Origin of the sequence: Streptomyces oceani (genome assembly GCF_001751245.1) — a bacterium.
Lineage (GTDB): Bacteria > Actinomycetota > Actinomycetes > Streptomycetales > Streptomycetaceae > Streptomyces > Streptomyces oceani.
Map to the genome: position 1 here is coordinate 19,375 of NZ_LJGU01000089.1, position 15,788 is coordinate 35,162.

The following is a 15,788-nucleotide window of genomic DNA, read 5'->3' on the forward strand; positions in this document are numbered from 1 at the left end:
CGCTCCACACCGGCTCCGCGAATTCGGTATGGTATACCGACAGGGGGTATAGAGGCCCTCTCTGTCGCTCGGATCTCTCGCCCGCACCCGCCCTGGAGGCCACGCCAAAATGGCCGAGAATGACTCCCTCACCAAGGCCCCGGACACTCCCGGAACCCTCACCGCCGACTGTTGCTCCGCTCACGCGGAAACCGGCCAGCACGGGTACAGCAAGGACAAGGACGCGCACCTCAAGCGCCTGCGGCGGATCGAGGGGCAGATCCGCGGGCTGCAGCGGATGGTCGACGAGGACGTCTACTGCATCGACATACTCACCCAGGTCTCCGCATCGACCAAGGCGCTCCAGTCCTTCGCCCTCCAGCTCCTCGAGGAGCACCTGCGACACTGCGTGGCCCACGCCGCGCTGGAGGGTGGCGCCGAGATGGACGAGCGGGTCGAGGAGGCCACGGCCGCGATCGCCCGGCTCCTGCGCACCTGACGCCCGGGGCGCGCGGCACGGTCCAGGCGCGGCACGGTCCAGGCGCCCGCGGCTGCCCATACGAGCGCGCCGCCAGGCGTACGGAGCTGGCGTCCGCCGACCTTCCCCTGCTCGGGGGCGGCGGCACTAGGATGACGGGCGTGGGACCCGCGGACACTCCCGGGCCGAATCCCCGCCGGCCCCTCGAACAGGACGGGGACCCCGACCTGTACGAGCCCGAGGCGCTCGATCTCCCGGCGGACGGGAAGGTGGAGACCGCCCTCCGCGCCGCACAGCAGTACTACCTCCAGCGTTCCACCATGGGCGCCATCGCCAGGGATCTCGGGACCTCCCGTTCCACCGTCTCCCGGCTCCTCAGCTACGCCCGGGACGCCGGCCTGGTCGAGATCCACATACACCGCCCCCAGTCCCGGGTGAGCGTGGCCGAGCGGCACCTACGGGCACACTTCGACGTACGAGCCCACGTGGCTCGGGTCCCGGAGTCCGCCACCAACGTCGAGCGGCTGGAGCTGACCGCCATCCAGGCCGCCCGGGTGATCAACTCCGTCTTCGACTCCGACATGGTCATCGGTCTCTCCTGGGGAACCATGGTGAACGCCATCAGCCGCTGTCTGTTCCCCAAGCCGCTCCACAACTGCCAGTTCGTGCAGCTGAACGGGGCGGGCAACTCCCGGGCCACCGGCACCCACTACTCCCACCAGATGTTCTCGGCGTTCGGTGCCGCCTTCGACGCGGTCGTCCAGCAGCTGCCCGCGCCCCTGTTCTTCGACTCGGCGGCGACCAAGCGCGCGCTGTTCGAGGAACGCGTCGTGCGCAGGGCCACCGAGTTGCAGCAGGCCGCCGACGCTGCCCTGTTCAGCGTGGGGACGGTCACGGACGGGACGCCGAGCAGCCCCTATCTGGCCGGCTACTTCCTGGACGAGTCCGACTTCGTCTCCCTCGCCGAGGACGGGGCGGTGGGCGACATCGCCACCGTCTTCCTCCGCTCCGACGGGAGCCACCACGGGGTACGCCTCAACGAACGCACCAGCGGCCCGGATCTCGACCGTTTCCGCGAAGTGGGCCACCGCATCTGCGCCGTCTCCGGCGACCACAAGATCGAAGCCCTGCGCGCCGCCCTGGCCGGGGGGTACATCACCCACCTGGTGATCGACGAACGCACCGCCGGCCTCCTGCTGGACAGCCTCGCCCAGCCCCCGGCTGACCGGTAAGGCTCCCGCACCGCCGCCGCCCGCCGGCTGCCTCCAGCCGGTACGCACTGGTCAGACGCACGATCGAGTCAGCGTGCACAGGTGTGCGTGGCCCTGGTGAAACGTGCGCACGACAGGGCATGGTGACGAGCATCCTCGGGCCCGCGAGCCGCCGAACGGGAGCGGGACCCCCTCATCCACCCCCTTCCGGAGGTCTGTCCGCCATGCCCAGTCATGCCTACACCCGCCAGCTGCCGGTGGCCGAGCCCACCGACGTCCTCGTCGTGGGGAGTGGCCCCTCGGGGCTGGGCGCGGCGCTGTCCGCCGCCCGCAACGGGGCCTCGGTCCGACTCGTGGAACGGTTCGGTTTTCTCGGCGGCAACCTCACCGCCGGACTGGTCGGCCCCTGCATGACGTCCTTCTCACTGGACGGTACGACGCAGCTCGTACGCGGCGTCTTCGACGAGTTCGTCCAGCGCATGGTCAAGATGGACGGCGCGGTGCACCCCTCCGAGACCCGTTCCGGCAGCCCCTACTCGGGCTTCATGGTGTACGGGCACGAGGCGGTGACCCCCTTCGATCCGGAGGCCGCCAAGTTGGTCGCACTGGACATGTGCCAGGAGGCCGGGGTCCGGTTGCTGCTGCACACCTTCACGGTGGACGCCCTCACGGACGGGCGTCGGGTGACCGGTGTGGTGGTGGGCAACAAGAGTGGCCTCGGAGTGCTCCCCGCCACCACCGTCATCGACTGCACCGGGGACGGCGATGTCGCCGCCCGCGCGGGTGCCGGCTTCGACGTGGGCCGGGACGGGGACGGCCAGACGCAGCCGATGACGCTCTTCTTCCGGGTGGAGGGTGTCGACGACGCGGCCGTGCGGGCTTACCAGGACGCGCATCCCGACGAGCGGTTCCCCTTCCAGGGGCTGGTCGAGCAGGCGACCGAGGACGGCTCGTTCACCCTTCCCCGCCGGGGCATCCAACTGTTCAAGACTTTGCAGCCGGGCGTGTGGCGCATCAACACCACGCGGGTGCTGGGGCTGGACGGCACCGACGCCGACGATCTCACCAGCGGCGAGATCACGGCCCGCCACCAGGTCGTCGAGCTGCTGCGGTTCTTCCGCGAGCGGCTGCCTGGGATGCGGGACTGCGGGCTGCTGGACACGGCCGCCACCATCGGCGTACGCGAGACCCGGCGGGTACGGGGCGAGCATCTCCTCACCCTGGACGAACTGACCCGGAGCCACGCCTTCGAGGACACCATCGCGGTGGCCGGGTACCCCGTCGACATCCACAGCCCCACCGGCCCGAACGGCCCCTTCGACGACGACATCCCGCCCACCGCCAACATCTACGAGATCCCGTACCGCAGCCTGGTCCCCCTGGATCTGGACAACCTGCTGCTCTCCGGCCGCTCCGTCTCGGCGACCCACGAGGCGCTCGCCGCGATCCGCGTCATGCCCCCGTCCTTCGCGATGGGCGAGGCCGCCGGGGCCGCCGCGGCCCTCGCCCAGCGGGACGGAGTGCCGCCCCGCGCCGTCGACGTGCCCGCTCTCCAGCGCCGGCTGCTCGACCAGGGCGCCTACCTGGGACCCCGTTTCGAGTCCGGTCTCGCCGACTGACCGCACGGCACCGGCCCGCACCGGCGACCGCACCCACACCCACCCGTACCGGACACAGCGCACCCCCGAACGAATGGACATGCCATGATCCGTCGCGTCGTCAGCGCCAGCACCGTGGGCACCGCCCTGGAGTGGTACGACTTCATGCTCTTCGGGACCGCCGCCGCGCTGGTCTTCGACAAGGTCTTCTTTCCCAGCCACGATCCGATGGTCGGGACCCTGGCCGCCCTCGCCACGTTCGCGGTGGGCTTCTTCGCCCGTCCCCTCGGCGGCCTCCTCTTCGGGCACTACGGTGACCGGATCGGCCGGAAGAAGGTGCTGGTGGTGACGCTCTGCCTGATGGCGGTGGCGTCCACCCTCATGGGTCTGATCCCCGACTACGACAGCATCGGTCTCGCCGCCCCGGCGCTGCTGGTGTTTCTCCGCGTCCTGCAGGGTCTCGGCGCCGGAGCGGAGTACGCGGGTGGGGCGCTGATGGCCGCTGAGCACGCCCCACCCCGCAAGCGGGGCCTGTACGCGGCCATTCCACCCACCGGCAACGGAATCGGCGTCATCCTGGCCGCCGCCGTGTTCACGCCCTTCACCATGCTCCCGGAGGACCAGTTCACCTCCTGGGGCTGGCGAATCCCCTTCCTGATCAGCATCCTCATCCTGCCGGTGGGCCTGTACATCCGTATGCGGGTGGCCGAGACGCCCGCGTTCGACCAGACGAGGGAGCAGGGCGCCCGCACGTCCTTCCCGGCCCTGGACCTCGTACGCAGCGAGCCGCGGGCGCTGCTGCGGTGCCTGCTCACCAACATCGGTCCGAACGTCGCCACCTACGTACCCAGCGTCTACGCCCTCACCTACATCGAGGAGGACCTCGGCATGGCCGCCAGCGTGGGCACCGTCGGCCTGCTGATCGCCAACTCCGTCAAGATGGTCACCCTTCCGTTGTCCGGGGCGCTCTCGGACCGGTGGGGCCGGAAGCCGGTCTTCGCCTCTGGAGCCGTGCTGTGTGCGCTCCTCGCGTTCCCCTTCTTCTGGCTGCTCGACACCGGCCATTCCTGGGTGGTGTGGATCGCGATGACCCTGCTGCTCACCGTCGCCAACGACCTGATGCTCGGCTCCCAGGCGGCGATGCTCCCCGAGCAGTTCGACACCCGTTTCCGGTACACCGGTGTGGCGGTGAGTCGGGAGTTCGCCGCCGCGCTGGCGGGGGGCACACTGCCCTTCGTCGCCGCGGCCCTGACCTCGCTCACCGGGGACACGTGGGCGCTGTCCACCCTGATGATCCTCCTGTGCGGGCTCTCGCTGATCGGGATGTCCGGTCTCCGAGACGGCCGGCACCTGTCCTTCGTAGAGGACGCCTCCCGGCCCGGCAAGGAGGCCGCCGCCGCGTCCTGAGCCCGTCCGTGCCGGCCGGTGGACGCCACCGAATCCCAGGGCGGTCCGGGCGCCCGCCCTGGGATTCGGTGGCGAGGGAGTTCGGCTCGGTACCCGCCGTGACGCGAACTCCCTTTCCGAAAGGCCGTTTCTCACCTACGTGGCCGGTCCCCCTGTCCCTTTCAGGCACGCGCGCAGGACAGCGCGTCCGTGTCCTGCCACCCGGGCGGCGCCACGCGCAGCACCTCGTCGATACGCGCCACGCTGAGCCGTTCGTCACCAGCCAGGTCCGCGGCAGCGGCCTCGATCATCAGCTCGCCGCAGAGTTCTATCTCGGCGAGAGCCACCGGGTCTTGCACCACGCTCGGTCCGGACACCGCTTCACCTCCTCGTACGGGAAGCGCGGGAATGCTCCGCCCCCAGGGTAGGGAGCACCGGCCCCGCCGCGTATGGCACTTCCGAACCATTTCCCGGGGTTCGCGAGCGCTCGCCACGCCGCCACCGCCGACCGGCGCTCCGGCCCACGCCACCGGCCCCCGTGGGCCGTCTCCCCCCTCCGGGTCTCGGGCAGTACGGTGAGCAGGTGCGCCCCGAGAACAGAGCCCGCGGCACGGCCGGAAGCACGGCAGTCGATCCCGGTCCCCTCAGCGAACCCGTCTCGGGCGACGGCCCCCCTGCGGGTCACGCGCCGCCGGACGCCGCGGACTCCGCGGACGCGCTCGAACCAGCCGAACCAGCCGCCACGCACTCCACGAGCACCGTGGAACGCGGGGCCTTCTCACACGCCCGCTGCGACTGTGGTTGGCGCGGGCCAGCCCGCCGCTCCCGCGACCTGTCCCGTACGGACGGAGCCACGCACTCGGCGGGCTAGAGGCCCCGTGAGGCAGCCGCCGGGCCGGCCGTCAGACCGTCAGGCGGCCAGGTCGCGGTCGTGCCTGCCCCGCCCGCTACGCCGGGAACCAGGCGCACGTCCCGAGCGGTTCTCCCGGCCCCCGCTCGCCGAGGCCCCGGCGCCGGACGCCGTACCGCTCGCGTCACCCGGGTCACCCGCGCCCTCCGCACCGCCCCCGCCGGCCGGCGGCCCGGCCCAGACGAGCCGGCCGGTCCGCTCCGAGCCGGCCATCGTCCGCACCAGCGGGGTGAGCAGCCAGAGCGCCACCGGGGCCAGCAGCAGCGCCACGGCCGTGCCGAGCGCCAGGCCGCCGATCACGTCCGTCGGATAGTGCACGCCCATGTAGACCCGGCAGAAGCCGGCGACCACCGCGACGGCGATACCGATCAGCCCGAACCGACGGTTCACGACGAACAGCCCGACGGCCAGCGCCATCGCCATCGCGGCGTGGTCGCTCACGAAGGAGAAGTCCTCCTTGCCGTGCACCAGCACTTCCAGCCCGTCGTGGTCGAGGAACGGCCGGGGTCGCTCCACCAGGTGCCGGATGGGGATGTTCACCAGCAGGGTGACCCCGGCGGCCAGTGGCGTCCAGATCAGCGCGGCGCCGCCGCTCACCGCGGCCTCCCGGGTGGGCAGTCGCCGTACGGACCACCAGGCCCAGAGCCCGAGAACCATCAGGGCGACGATGGTGCCGTACTCCCCGACGTACTCCATGACGAGGTCGGACCAGCCGGGGGCGTCCTTGGCCAGACCGTTGATGTCGTAGAGCAGATCGACATCGGGGTTGTCCCATCCAGTCATCGGTACGACCCCTTCTTCATCCGCTGTGTCGAACTGCGACTACCGATTCCCTACCCCCGTGATCCGCGCACCGTCCCACGACGGAATGCCCGTTCCGCTCAAGAGAACGCCCTTCGGCCCGTCGGCCGTTCCCCTTTCCACCGAAAGATCACCGGGACGTTATCGAAGGGTGATCGCTCGCGCGACTCGGTGGCACGCCCCGTGGACGGCTCCCGACGCACGCGGCTTCCGCCTCACGGCTGTCCCGACAACCCTTACCCGGCGGTGGGCCGGGTGGCTCCGAAGTAGTCCGGGGAGTCGATCGGATCGAAGCGAATCTTCGACCCGGTGTAGGGCGCGTCAATCATATATCCGCCTCCGACGTAGATGCCGACATGGTGAATGGAGTTGGGGTCCTCCAGATCGTGCGCGAAGAAGACCAGGTCGCCCGGCAGCAGTTCGTCCCGCTTCGGGTGCGGTCCGGTGTTCCACTGGCGGTTCGCCACGCGCGGCAACTCGATCCCGACCGAGTCGTACGCGGCCTTCGACAGCCCGGAGCAGTCGAACCGGCCCTCGTCCTCCGCTGTCCCGTCTCCGCCCCAGAGGTACGGCGTGCCGAGCTTGTCCTGCGCGTACGCGATGGCCTCCGCCGCCTTCTTGGACGGGTCGAGCCGGCCCTGGTGCTTGGCGAAGCTCTTCTCCAGCTTGGTGATGACGTCCACGTAGTTCTGCGTCTCGGTGTACGGCGGCACGCCCTGGTACTGGATCACCCGGTAGGCCCCCGCGTTGTAGGCCGCCAGCATGTTCTTGGTCGGGTCCCCGGGCACGTCCTCGACGTACTGGGCGAGCTTGCAGTCGTACGCGGCGGCGGACGGGATGGCGTCCCTCGGGTCCCAGACGTCCTTGTCACCGTCGCCGTCACCGTCCACCCCGTGCGTCGCCCAGGTGCCCGGGATGAACTGCGCGATCCCCTGGGCCTCGGCCGGGCTCTCCGCGTCCGGCCGCCACCCGCTCTCCTGGTACAACTGCGCGGCCAGCAGCGCCGGGCTGATCGCCGGGCACGTCTGCCCCGCCTCCCGCACCAACTCGCGGTACTCCGCCGGCACGGAACCCTCCGCCAGGCCGGTCGTACGCGGCTCCGCCGCGGCGCCGCCCCGCATGGCCATCGCGGCGGCGTACGTGCCGAGGACGAGCATCGCCATCAGCCCGGAGAGCACGCCCATGCTGATCCCGGCACCCAGAAGAGCTTTCCGCACGACTCAACCCTCCCCCAGATACGGCGAGATGTCACAGGACAACGGTAGAGTCGTAGCAGCGCGGGTGGTCCGCGCCTGACTTCGGGTCACGCCAAGATTCCGATCGGGGCGGTGAGTTACACATGTTCCTGGCAGCCGAAAAGGGTGACATCACCACCATTATTGGTGGGATCGCCCCCGACTGGGGGCCGTTCGGGTCACTCGGCCAAGAGGCGCGGGTGATGATCGAGGTGGTGATGGCGGTCGCCATCCTCCTCTGTCTGGGCATCGCCATCTGGGGGGCGGCCAAGCAGCGCATCGGCGCGACCGCGTTGCGCGACACCTTCAGCGCCGAGCAGGGGAAGGGGCTGATCGTCGCGGGGCTGACGGGCGTCTTCATCATCGGTTCGCTCGGCACGCTGTTCACGATCGTCTACGGCATGGCGGTCTAGCCGGGTGGAGCTCCGGCAGACAGGGAACAAGCCGGGCGGAGTCCCGGCCGGCTCGGGCGTCGTGTCGAGGCCGCGGTTGCGGGAGGGCGTCGGACCCCGCCGGGTGGCGCCGTGTCGTCCCGGCATGCCGGCCTGCCTGACCGCGTCCCCAGGCGCTTCCGTCAGCCGCTCAACGGCAGCGGTCGGGCGAGCAGTTCCCACCGGGTCTCGAACCACTGCTTGACCTGGTCGAACCACGCCTCCTCCAGCGGGGGCCCGCCGTCCGGCCCGTGACCGGACGGAGCCGGGGAGCCAGGCCCGCGCGTGGCGGGGAAGAGACTGCCGTCGCTGTACAGCTCCAGGATGTCCAACGAGGCGCCGTCCGGGTTGTTGTACATGTTGCTGCGGCGTATTCCGTAGAAGCCGGTGAGGATCTCGGCGTCGTTGATGATGTAGCGCTTCTCACCCGGGATCGTCGGCAGCCCCCGGATCTCCACCCGTACGTCCGGCACCAGTTGCTCCTCCGCCAGCGCGGTGAGCGAGTGCTCCAGCGCGCCGGCGTACGTACGGATGACGTGCCGCAGTCGCAGCAGCGGCCGGAGGTCGTCCGGGTCGGTGACGTTGCGTGGGTACGGATGGTGGGTGTCCAGGTCGGGCAACAGCACCCGCACGGCGATGGACTCCGGCCGGTGCTGTCCCTCGCGGATGTCCATGGCCTGGTTCTGCACGGCCTTGCTGAGCTGCTCGGCGGTCAGCGCCCACACGTCCAGCGAGACCCGACGCGCCGAGAAGGCCCGCGCGATGTGGTGCCCCAGCGGCTGGAGGGTGCTGGTCGGCCGTGCCACCCGGGCGGCTCTCCCCGACACACCCTCCTCTATCAGGCCCTCGTCCCGCAGCAGTTGCAACGCGCTCTGCACTGTGCCCCGGCCCACGCCGTAACGGCGCTGGAGCTGGCTCTGCTTGGGCAGGACCTGCTCCGCGGCCATACGGCCGTCCAGGATCATCGCGCGTAGCTCATGGGCGAGTTGGCGATACCGGGGCGCCTCGCGGCCCCCTTCGCGGTCGGCCTCGTCCGCCGAACCAGGCGTCCTCGCAGTCACCCGGTGAGGCTACAACTGGCGGTCAGCCAGGGACAGATGGCTGCGTCCACCGGTCATCTCCCGGAACGCCGACGAGTTGCCTGGCATATGCCATCACATGGCCGCCAACGCGCGGCCAGGCTGGTTCGCCTGTCCGCAGATGGTTGCCATTGGCGGGGGAAGTAATACATCCAGCGAACTACGCGGAAGATGGCGGCGACTCATTGAGGAGTTCCTGCCATTAGGGGTACCGACCGAAGGTATTCCGGCTTCGAAGGAGAGTGATCAACAGGAGGTGCGATCCATGGGAGCGCTTCTGCGCACCGAACTGCTTCTGGAACTACTGTCCCGGATCACCGTCGAACTGGTGATGGTCGCCGGCTGGCACGGCGCCGCCATCTGCGTGCTGGTAACGGTGCTGACCCGGGGGGTGCGCCAGGAGCCGATACGAGAGAACCACGTCTGCGTGGCCACCGTGCTGCTCGTCCTGCTGCTCGCCGACCCCGGCTGATCGGCCCGTACGACACCGGCACGCACGACAACACCGACGAGCGGCACAGCACGACCGGACCAGACCAGCACGACCAGCACACCCCACGGTCGGACGGCCCGCCTCACGTACTCATGGGGCGGGCGATGGTGTCCCAGAGCGAGTCGAACCACAACTGCGTCTGCCGCACATACGCCTCCGTGACCTGGTCCCCGGGCACCGCCCGGTGCCGGAAGAGCATGCCGTCCAGCCCCAGGACGTCGTACACCTCCATCGGGTCCCGCGCCAGCTCCACCCAGCGCGAGAGCACCTGGTAGTGGCCGACCAGCACCTCCTCGCCGTTCAGCAGGAACACCCGTTGCGTCGGGGTGATCGGCACCCGTCGCGCCTCCACCACGACCTCCGGCACCAGTCCGCGCACCTCCAGCATCCGCAGGCTGTGCCGGAGTGAGCCCCAGATGTTCTCGCTGACCTCGCGCAACCGCTCCCGGGGCCGTGGGTCCTCGGGATCGCCGATGACCTGGGGCAGCGACAGCGTCCGTTCCGGGTCGGGCAGCAGGACCCGCACGCGTACGGACGCCGGGCGCGGCTGACCGGCGGTCAGTGCCACCAGCGGTGCCGCGAGCGCCGAGGCCAGGGTCTCGCCGGTCGAGCAGTACGCGTCGATCCGCACCCGGGGGGCCTGGAAGGCGCGCTCGACCCGCTCGGTCAGCTCCACGCCGGCTCCGCGGGGGAGTCGCTGACGGCTGAGGGGGCCGGCGGAGAGATGGTCGGCACGCTCCGGCTGGCGCTGGACGACCTCCGCCGGTCGACCCTGTCCGAACCGCCGGATCAGGCCCTCGCGCTCCAACTCGCCCAGTGCCCGGCGGACCGCGCCACGCGGGGCGGCGAACTCGACGCAGAGGTCGGCCTGGGTGGGCAACTGCCAGCCCACGCGCAGCTCACCATCGGTGATGCGCTGTCGGAGGACGTCCGCGACCCGGTCGTGCGGGCTGCGTCTGCCGCCCGCCCCGCTGCCGCCACCGCTGTCCTCGGACACGACCAACAGCCTACAACAACCTGCCATTGGGCAGCAGTTGTCCGCACTGGCTGGATTTCGGGGGACCATTCGGCCGCCGACGGCGCCGAAACGCGCGTGCCGCACGACCCACAACTCCGTATCCTCCGGTCATGCCTCCCTCTCTCCAGCACGAGCGCTACTGCGCCGAGATCGTCGAGCAGACCCGACTGTTGCGGCACGCCCTCGCCGGAAACGATCTGACCGTGACCGTGCCCAGTTGCCCGGACTGGACGCTCGGTCACCTCGCCGTGCACGTCGGCGGCGCGCACCGCTGGTCGGCCGAGATCGTTCGCAGCCGCGCGGAGGAGGACGTGCCGGACGCGGCGGTCCCGTTGCTGACCGGTCCCGGACCGGACGGCTTCCGCATGCTCCGTACGGACTCGGCCCGGGACTCGGCCCCGGAAGCGGACCCGGCCACATCACAGAGGCCAGCGGAGGCGGCGGAGGAGGAGCTGGTCGACGCCGCCGCGTTGGACCCGGCCGCGCTGGACGCCTGGTTGGCCGAGGGCGCCGAGCGGCTGGCGGACGCGCTGCGCGAGGCCGGCCCGGAAACCCGGGTGTGGACCTGGGCACCCGAGCAGCGGGCCGGCTTCTGGGCGCGCCGGATGACCCACGAGACGGTGATCCACCGCGCGGACGCCTGCCTCGCCACCGCCACCGCGTACGCGGTGGCGCCGGAGGTGGCCGCGGACTGCGTCGACGAATGGCTGGACCTGGTCTGCTCGGCCGAAGCCCAGGAGGACGACCCCGAGTTGCGGGAGTTGCGGGAGCGTGCCGGAGACAGCCTCCATCTGCACGCCACCGACGCCGACGAGGCGGTACGCGCCGAGTGGCTGATCGAGCTGGAACCGACCGGCCCGCGCTGGCACCGCACGCACGGCACCGCGACGGTGGCGCTGCGGGGGCCGCTGACCGAGGTGTTGCGGGTGTTCTACCGGCGGTTGCCGGCCGACAGCGAGCGCGTGGAGGTGCTCGGGGACGCCGGGCTGCTGGACTTCTGGCTCGCGCGCACCAGCTTCGGCGGCTGATTGCGCGCCCCGGCCGCACGCCCGTGCCGTACGAAGCCCCCGTGCCGTACGAGGCCGGCGTGCCGTACGAGGCCGTACCCGTACGAGCCGTCGGCCGCGCGCCCGTGGCCCGCTCGGACCCGCCACGTGTCGTGACCGGCTGGGACGCGGACCCGCCAACCCCAGCCTCAAGGCCCCGGACCGCGCCACGGACCGTCCGGCACCAGGGCGGCGAGGACGGACACCAGTGCCGGCGGCTCGATCCGCTCCGCCGAGGTGTTCAGGTCGGACCACGCGAACCAGGCGTGACCGAGGAGGTTGACCCGTTCGTCGGGAAGGAGGCCGGCCCGGCTCAACGCCGGCCGCTCCTCGGCGAACCGGGCCACGAAGAACTCCTCCGGCCCCACATGCCGTGTGCCGTTCCACCAGACGTCACGTTCCACCGGCACGGACCGGTCACCGACCGCCGCGGGGTCCAGGCCCGTCTCCTCGGCCAGCTCGCGCCGGGCCGCGACCAGCGGGGTCTCGCCCAACTCGACGCCGCCGCCGGGCGGCTCCCAGAGCAACGCACCGTCGAGAGGATCACGCCAGCGAAGAAGGAGCGGGCGCTGGGCAGCGTCCAGGCAGATCACCCGCACAGCGGGCCGATGTGTCCTCTCCATGGTCTCGACGCTACTCGGGCACGCCTCGACCATGCCGGCGAACGCCTGCCGTCCGGAGGCTCTAAGCTGCGTCCCATGAGCGAGCCGAAGGACCTCAGCGGCCTGAACTGGATTCGGGCCACCGACGACCCGGACCCGGACGCCGAGTGCATCGAGATCGCCGCCGGCGAGGGCGACCTGGTCCACCTACGGCAGAGTGGGGACCCGGACAACGTCGTGACCACCACCCAGGCGAAGTGGGACGCCTTCGTGCTGGGCGTACAGAACGACGAGTTCGACCACTTCGTGGCGGATGTCGACACGGGGCCGGACGGCATGAGGTGAGGAAGGGGCGCCAGCGCCACGCGCGCGGGTGACGCCGTGATGTCGTTTCCCTCGACCGCGACGTCGCGTGAGCCGGTGTACTCCGAGGTCTCCTCGTCGGAGATCATCGGGTACCGGGCTCCGCTCCTTGCTTCTACGGGTCCTCAGGGGTGATCGCGACTCCGTGCTTCCCGGCGACGTTCGCCGCGTCGGGCAGCGGACCGTCGTGGTCACGCGCCCTCAGCTGTCCCCATTCGGCGTGGAGTTCCGACTGTATGGGTGAGGTGTGACACACCCCCTGGCGGGGTTTACCGCCCTCTGGACCACCAACCTCGCCGTCCAGACTTCCGTCCCACGGGGTGCCCGTGGCCAAACGTGGTCTCAACATCGAACGCGCGGCGGGCACTTGGTGACAAAGCGGGAGCGGTGATCGCGGCCCGGCACCCCGCGAGCGGAGCCCGCGGCCACGGCCCGGGGTGACGGCCTGTCACCCAAGGAGGCTCGCTGGACAGTTCGACGGCTGACCCCAACGTGCGACATTCCGTGAGGGTTTCTATCCTGGCCACTCCAGAAGGCGATCTTCCGGTTATTCTACCCTCGCATGGGGCGCGGAGTGTCCGGTATTCCCCGATTTTCTGGTCACCCCGCGTACGTACGTGTTCGCCGCCCAGTGCCTGGCGTGCGCGCGGTACGGCGGCCGTGGAACAGCACCCTCGGCAACGCCGTCCGCGCCCACCTCGACGGGCCTGCGCGGGAACACCCGCTCGACAGGGAGCATCGATGCCGCAGTGCTCGATAGGCGCCGCACACCCCGCCCTGGGCGCGCCGGCGGCGGTGAGCCGATCCGACCCGGCCGGACGGAGCGCCTGATCCTCGTCCAGCACCCCCGCCCCACCGGCCGTACCGTCGACCCCGACCCGCGTGCCGCGGGGCCGAGTTGGTGGCCGGCACCCCTGTCCGGCCCCCGTGGCACGGCGGCCCACCGGTCCCGTGTGCGCCGGCTCGCCCGCGCACGCGTCCCATGGCCCCGGAAGCCCGCGACGTACCCACCGGCTTCCGCGCACCGCCGCCGCTCCGCCCCCATCGGCGCGGCGGTGACCCGACGAACGATGAGGACCCATGAGCACGAACCTCCCCCCGGATTCCGGCTCCGCACCCAGGCGGCGACGCCTGCTGACCGTACGGGTGCGGCTGGTGCTGGTCGCCGCCGTGTCCATCCTCGGTCTGCTGGGCTTCGTCCTGTTCGACGCGCAGGACGACTGGGAGCAGCAGACCAACCTCCGCAACGACAGCGCGACGGGGGAACTGGGGGGTGAGGCCTCGCTGCCGCTGTTCACCTCGGCGCAGACCGAACGCACCCTGACGGGGGCCTACCTGGCCGACCCGAACCGGAAGGCCAAGGCGCGGCTGGACGAGCAGCGCGCGAGGACGGACCAGGGCATCGCCTCGTTCAAGCGGCTCTCCGGCACCGAGTTGGAGACCGACCAGCGGCACAAGTGGCAGTACGTCGAGCGGGTCTACGACGCCCTGGACCAGCTCAAGGAGAACCGCCGGGCCGTCGACGAGCGCAGTACCGGCATCGACCAGGCCACCGGCTACTACACCGGGCTGCTGGCCGACATGGTCGAGTTCTACCAGGCGCTCAGTGCCATGGACGATCCGGAACTCACCGTCGAGTCCCGCGCGTTGGTAGGCCTGTTCTGGGCGAGTGAGGGCCTGAGCCAGGAGAACGCGCTGATCGCCCAGGCGGGCGCCGCCGGCCGGATGTCCGCCGAGCACCGCCGCCAGTTCGCCGAGGCGTACGGCAGCCAGCGGGTGATGTACGAGCGCTGGATCGCGCCGTACCTGCCGGAGAAGGACAAGGCGCTCTACCAGCGGATCGTGCGCGGGGACGCCTGGCGCACCGTGCAGCGGGTCGAGCGGGCGGTGCTGAACGCCCCGACCGTGGAGCAGGACGGCTCCATCGAGCAGCTGCCCGGGGAACTGAAGCTGTGGCAGGACGCCTACGTCAAGGTGGCGAAGCAGTTCGGGCAGCTCAACCTGAGCCGCACCCAGGGCCTGTTGGCGAACGGCTACGCCCGCGCGGACGAGGTACGGGAGGCGGTCTATTGGAAGGTCGGCCTGAGCATCGCGGCGGTCATCGGGCTCGCCGTGCTGATCATCGGCATCCTGCGCTCGGTCACCAACCGGCTGCGGATGCTGCGGAGCAGCGCCGAGGAGGCCGGCGAGCGGCTGCCCGCCGTGGTGCATCGGCTGCGGTCCGGCGAACGGATCGACACGGACACGGAGTTCCCCACCCCGACGGAACGTGGTGACGAGTTCACCGGCCTGGCGCTCGCGCTGAACAACGCGCAGCGCACGGCCGTACGGATGGCGACGGCACAGGCGGAGGACCGGAACGGCTTCGCCCGGTTCGTGGCCACCACCAGCTCCCGCACGCTGAACCTGATCGAGGTGCAGCTTGGCCGACTCACCGAGCTGGAGCGGAAGTACGGCGAGGACTCCCGGAACGCCGGCGTGCTGCGGGACCTGATCACCGTGGACCATCCCGGAGTGGCCGCCCGTCGGCACCTGGACAACCTGCAGACTCTCGCGGGTGGTCACGAGGAGCCGTACACCGAGCCGAAGTCGCTGGCCGACCTGATTCACGACGCGCGTTCCGAGACGGACGAGCCGGAGCGGGTGGACAACAAGATCAAGGCGAACGTCTGGGTGCGGCCGGAGGCGGTCAACGCCGTCATGCACGTGGTGGCCGCGCTGCTGGACAACGCCCTGTCCTTCTCGCACGGCAGCCAGGTCGCCGTCACCAGCGTCTCCCCGGTGCACGGTGTCGCCGTGGAGATCGAGGACATGGGCACCGGCATGACCGAGGAGGAGTACGCCGAGGCCAACGAGGCGCTGTCGGAGCCGCCCACCTTCGAGGCGATGGCGAAGAACCAGGACGGCCGGCTCGGCCTGTTCGTGGTCGGCCACCTCGCTCGGCTGTACGACCTGCGGGTGCGGCTGCGGATGTCCGACTACGGCGGCACGAAGGCGATCGTCATGCTGCCGCACGGGGTGCAGTGCCCGGAGCCGGAGCCGCGGCACGGCGTCGGCGCACGGGTCCGGCCCACCGGTCCGACCGGCGCCGTACCTTCGGGCGCCGACGCGGTGCGAGCCGAGGAGCCACACGCGGGGCCACACGCCGATGGACCCCT

15 protein-coding genes are annotated in these 15,788 nt (G+C 70.9%); 9 read left to right on the plus strand and 6 right to left on the minus strand.

The window, feature by feature from the left end:
• Nucleotides 1-109: 109 nt before the first annotated feature.
• The 4 genes from AN216_RS00640 (at nt 110) to AN216_RS00655 (ending at nt 4,673) form a co-directional block, all read left to right on the plus strand.
• Complete coding sequence (locus AN216_RS00640; RefSeq protein WP_070194576.1) at nt 110-478, plus strand: metal-sensitive transcriptional regulator; 369 nt, start codon at nt 110-112, stop codon at nt 476-478.
• A 140-nt stretch (nt 479-618) separates the two neighbouring features.
• Nucleotides 619-1,689, plus strand: a complete 1,071-nt coding sequence (locus AN216_RS00645; protein WP_244502257.1) for a sugar-binding transcriptional regulator — start codon at nt 619-621, stop codon at nt 1,687-1,689.
• Nucleotides 1,690-1,892: 203 nt separating this feature from the next.
• Entirely contained in the window at nt 1,893-3,287 is a 1,395-nt protein-coding gene (locus AN216_RS00650) for an FAD-dependent oxidoreductase (RefSeq protein ID WP_070194578.1), read from the plus strand.
• An 84-nt stretch (nt 3,288-3,371) separates the two neighbouring features.
• Complete coding sequence (locus tag AN216_RS00655; protein WP_070194579.1) at nt 3,372-4,673, plus strand: MFS transporter; 1,302 nt, start codon at nt 3,372-3,374, stop codon at nt 4,671-4,673.
• 161 nt (nt 4,674-4,834) lie between these two features.
• Here the strand turns inward: AN216_RS00655 and AN216_RS00660 are convergent, their stop codons facing one another.
• The 3 genes from AN216_RS00660 to AN216_RS00670 form a co-directional block, all read right to left on the minus strand.
• Nucleotides 4,835-5,029: a hypothetical protein gene (locus AN216_RS00660; RefSeq protein WP_070194580.1), complete on the minus strand. Its 195-nt coding sequence runs from the start codon at nt 5,027-5,029 to the stop codon at nt 4,835-4,837.
• Between the two features lie 533 nt (nt 5,030-5,562).
• Complete coding sequence (locus AN216_RS00665; RefSeq protein WP_070194581.1) at nt 5,563-6,345, minus strand: phosphatase PAP2 family protein; 783 nt, start codon at nt 6,343-6,345, stop codon at nt 5,563-5,565.
• A 254-nt stretch (nt 6,346-6,599) separates the two neighbouring features.
• Nucleotides 6,600-7,547, minus strand: coding sequence for a C40 family peptidase (locus AN216_RS00670; RefSeq protein WP_107401858.1), 948 nt, complete (start codon nt 7,545-7,547; stop codon nt 6,600-6,602).
• Nucleotides 7,548-7,702: 155 nt separating this feature from the next.
• Between AN216_RS00670 and AN216_RS00675 the strand changes: the two genes are divergently transcribed.
• Nucleotides 7,703-8,011, plus strand: coding sequence for a hypothetical protein (locus AN216_RS00675; RefSeq protein ID WP_070194583.1), 309 nt, complete (start codon nt 7,703-7,705; stop codon nt 8,009-8,011).
• A 161-nt stretch (nt 8,012-8,172) separates the two neighbouring features.
• On the opposite strand, the gene AN216_RS00680 is transcribed toward AN216_RS00675, so the two are convergent.
• Nucleotides 8,173-9,090 carry a winged helix-turn-helix domain-containing protein gene (locus AN216_RS00680; RefSeq protein ID WP_139140828.1) on the minus strand — a complete coding sequence of 306 codons (918 nt, stop codon included), beginning with the start codon at nt 9,088-9,090 and terminating at the stop codon, nt 8,173-8,175.
• Nucleotides 9,091-9,373: 283 nt separating this feature from the next.
• Between AN216_RS00680 and AN216_RS00685 the strand changes: the two genes are divergently transcribed.
• The gene (locus tag AN216_RS00685; protein WP_070194585.1) at nt 9,374-9,580 is read left to right on the plus strand and encodes a hypothetical protein; all 207 of its coding nucleotides are present in this window, start codon (nt 9,374-9,376) and stop codon (nt 9,578-9,580) included.
• 103 nt (nt 9,581-9,683) lie between these two features.
• Here the strand turns inward: AN216_RS00685 and AN216_RS00690 are convergent, their stop codons facing one another.
• Nucleotides 9,684-10,598, minus strand: coding sequence for a GntR family transcriptional regulator (locus tag AN216_RS00690; protein WP_070194617.1), 915 nt, complete (start codon nt 10,596-10,598; stop codon nt 9,684-9,686).
• Between the two features lie 131 nt (nt 10,599-10,729).
• Here AN216_RS00690 and AN216_RS00695 point away from each other — a divergent pair, with 131 nt between their 5' ends.
• Nucleotides 10,730-11,647, plus strand: coding sequence for a maleylpyruvate isomerase N-terminal domain-containing protein (locus tag AN216_RS00695; RefSeq protein WP_070194586.1), 918 nt, complete (start codon nt 10,730-10,732; stop codon nt 11,645-11,647).
• 167 nt (nt 11,648-11,814) lie between these two features.
• On the opposite strand, the gene AN216_RS00700 is transcribed toward AN216_RS00695, so the two are convergent.
• Nucleotides 11,815-12,288 carry an NUDIX domain-containing protein gene (locus AN216_RS00700; protein ID WP_070194618.1) on the minus strand — a complete coding sequence of 158 codons (474 nt, stop codon included), beginning with the start codon at nt 12,286-12,288 and terminating at the stop codon, nt 11,815-11,817.
• Between the two features lie 75 nt (nt 12,289-12,363).
• Between AN216_RS00700 and AN216_RS00705 the strand changes: the two genes are divergently transcribed.
• Together AN216_RS00705 and AN216_RS00710 are read left to right on the plus strand one after the other, a co-directional pair.
• Nucleotides 12,364-12,612 carry a DUF397 domain-containing protein gene (locus tag AN216_RS00705; RefSeq protein ID WP_070194587.1) on the plus strand — a complete coding sequence of 83 codons (249 nt, stop codon included), beginning with the start codon at nt 12,364-12,366 and terminating at the stop codon, nt 12,610-12,612.
• 1,098 nt (nt 12,613-13,710) lie between these two features.
• A partial coding sequence (locus AN216_RS00710; RefSeq protein WP_070194588.1) for a nitrate- and nitrite sensing domain-containing protein occupies nt 13,711-15,788 on the plus strand: 2,078 nt, incomplete at its 3' end.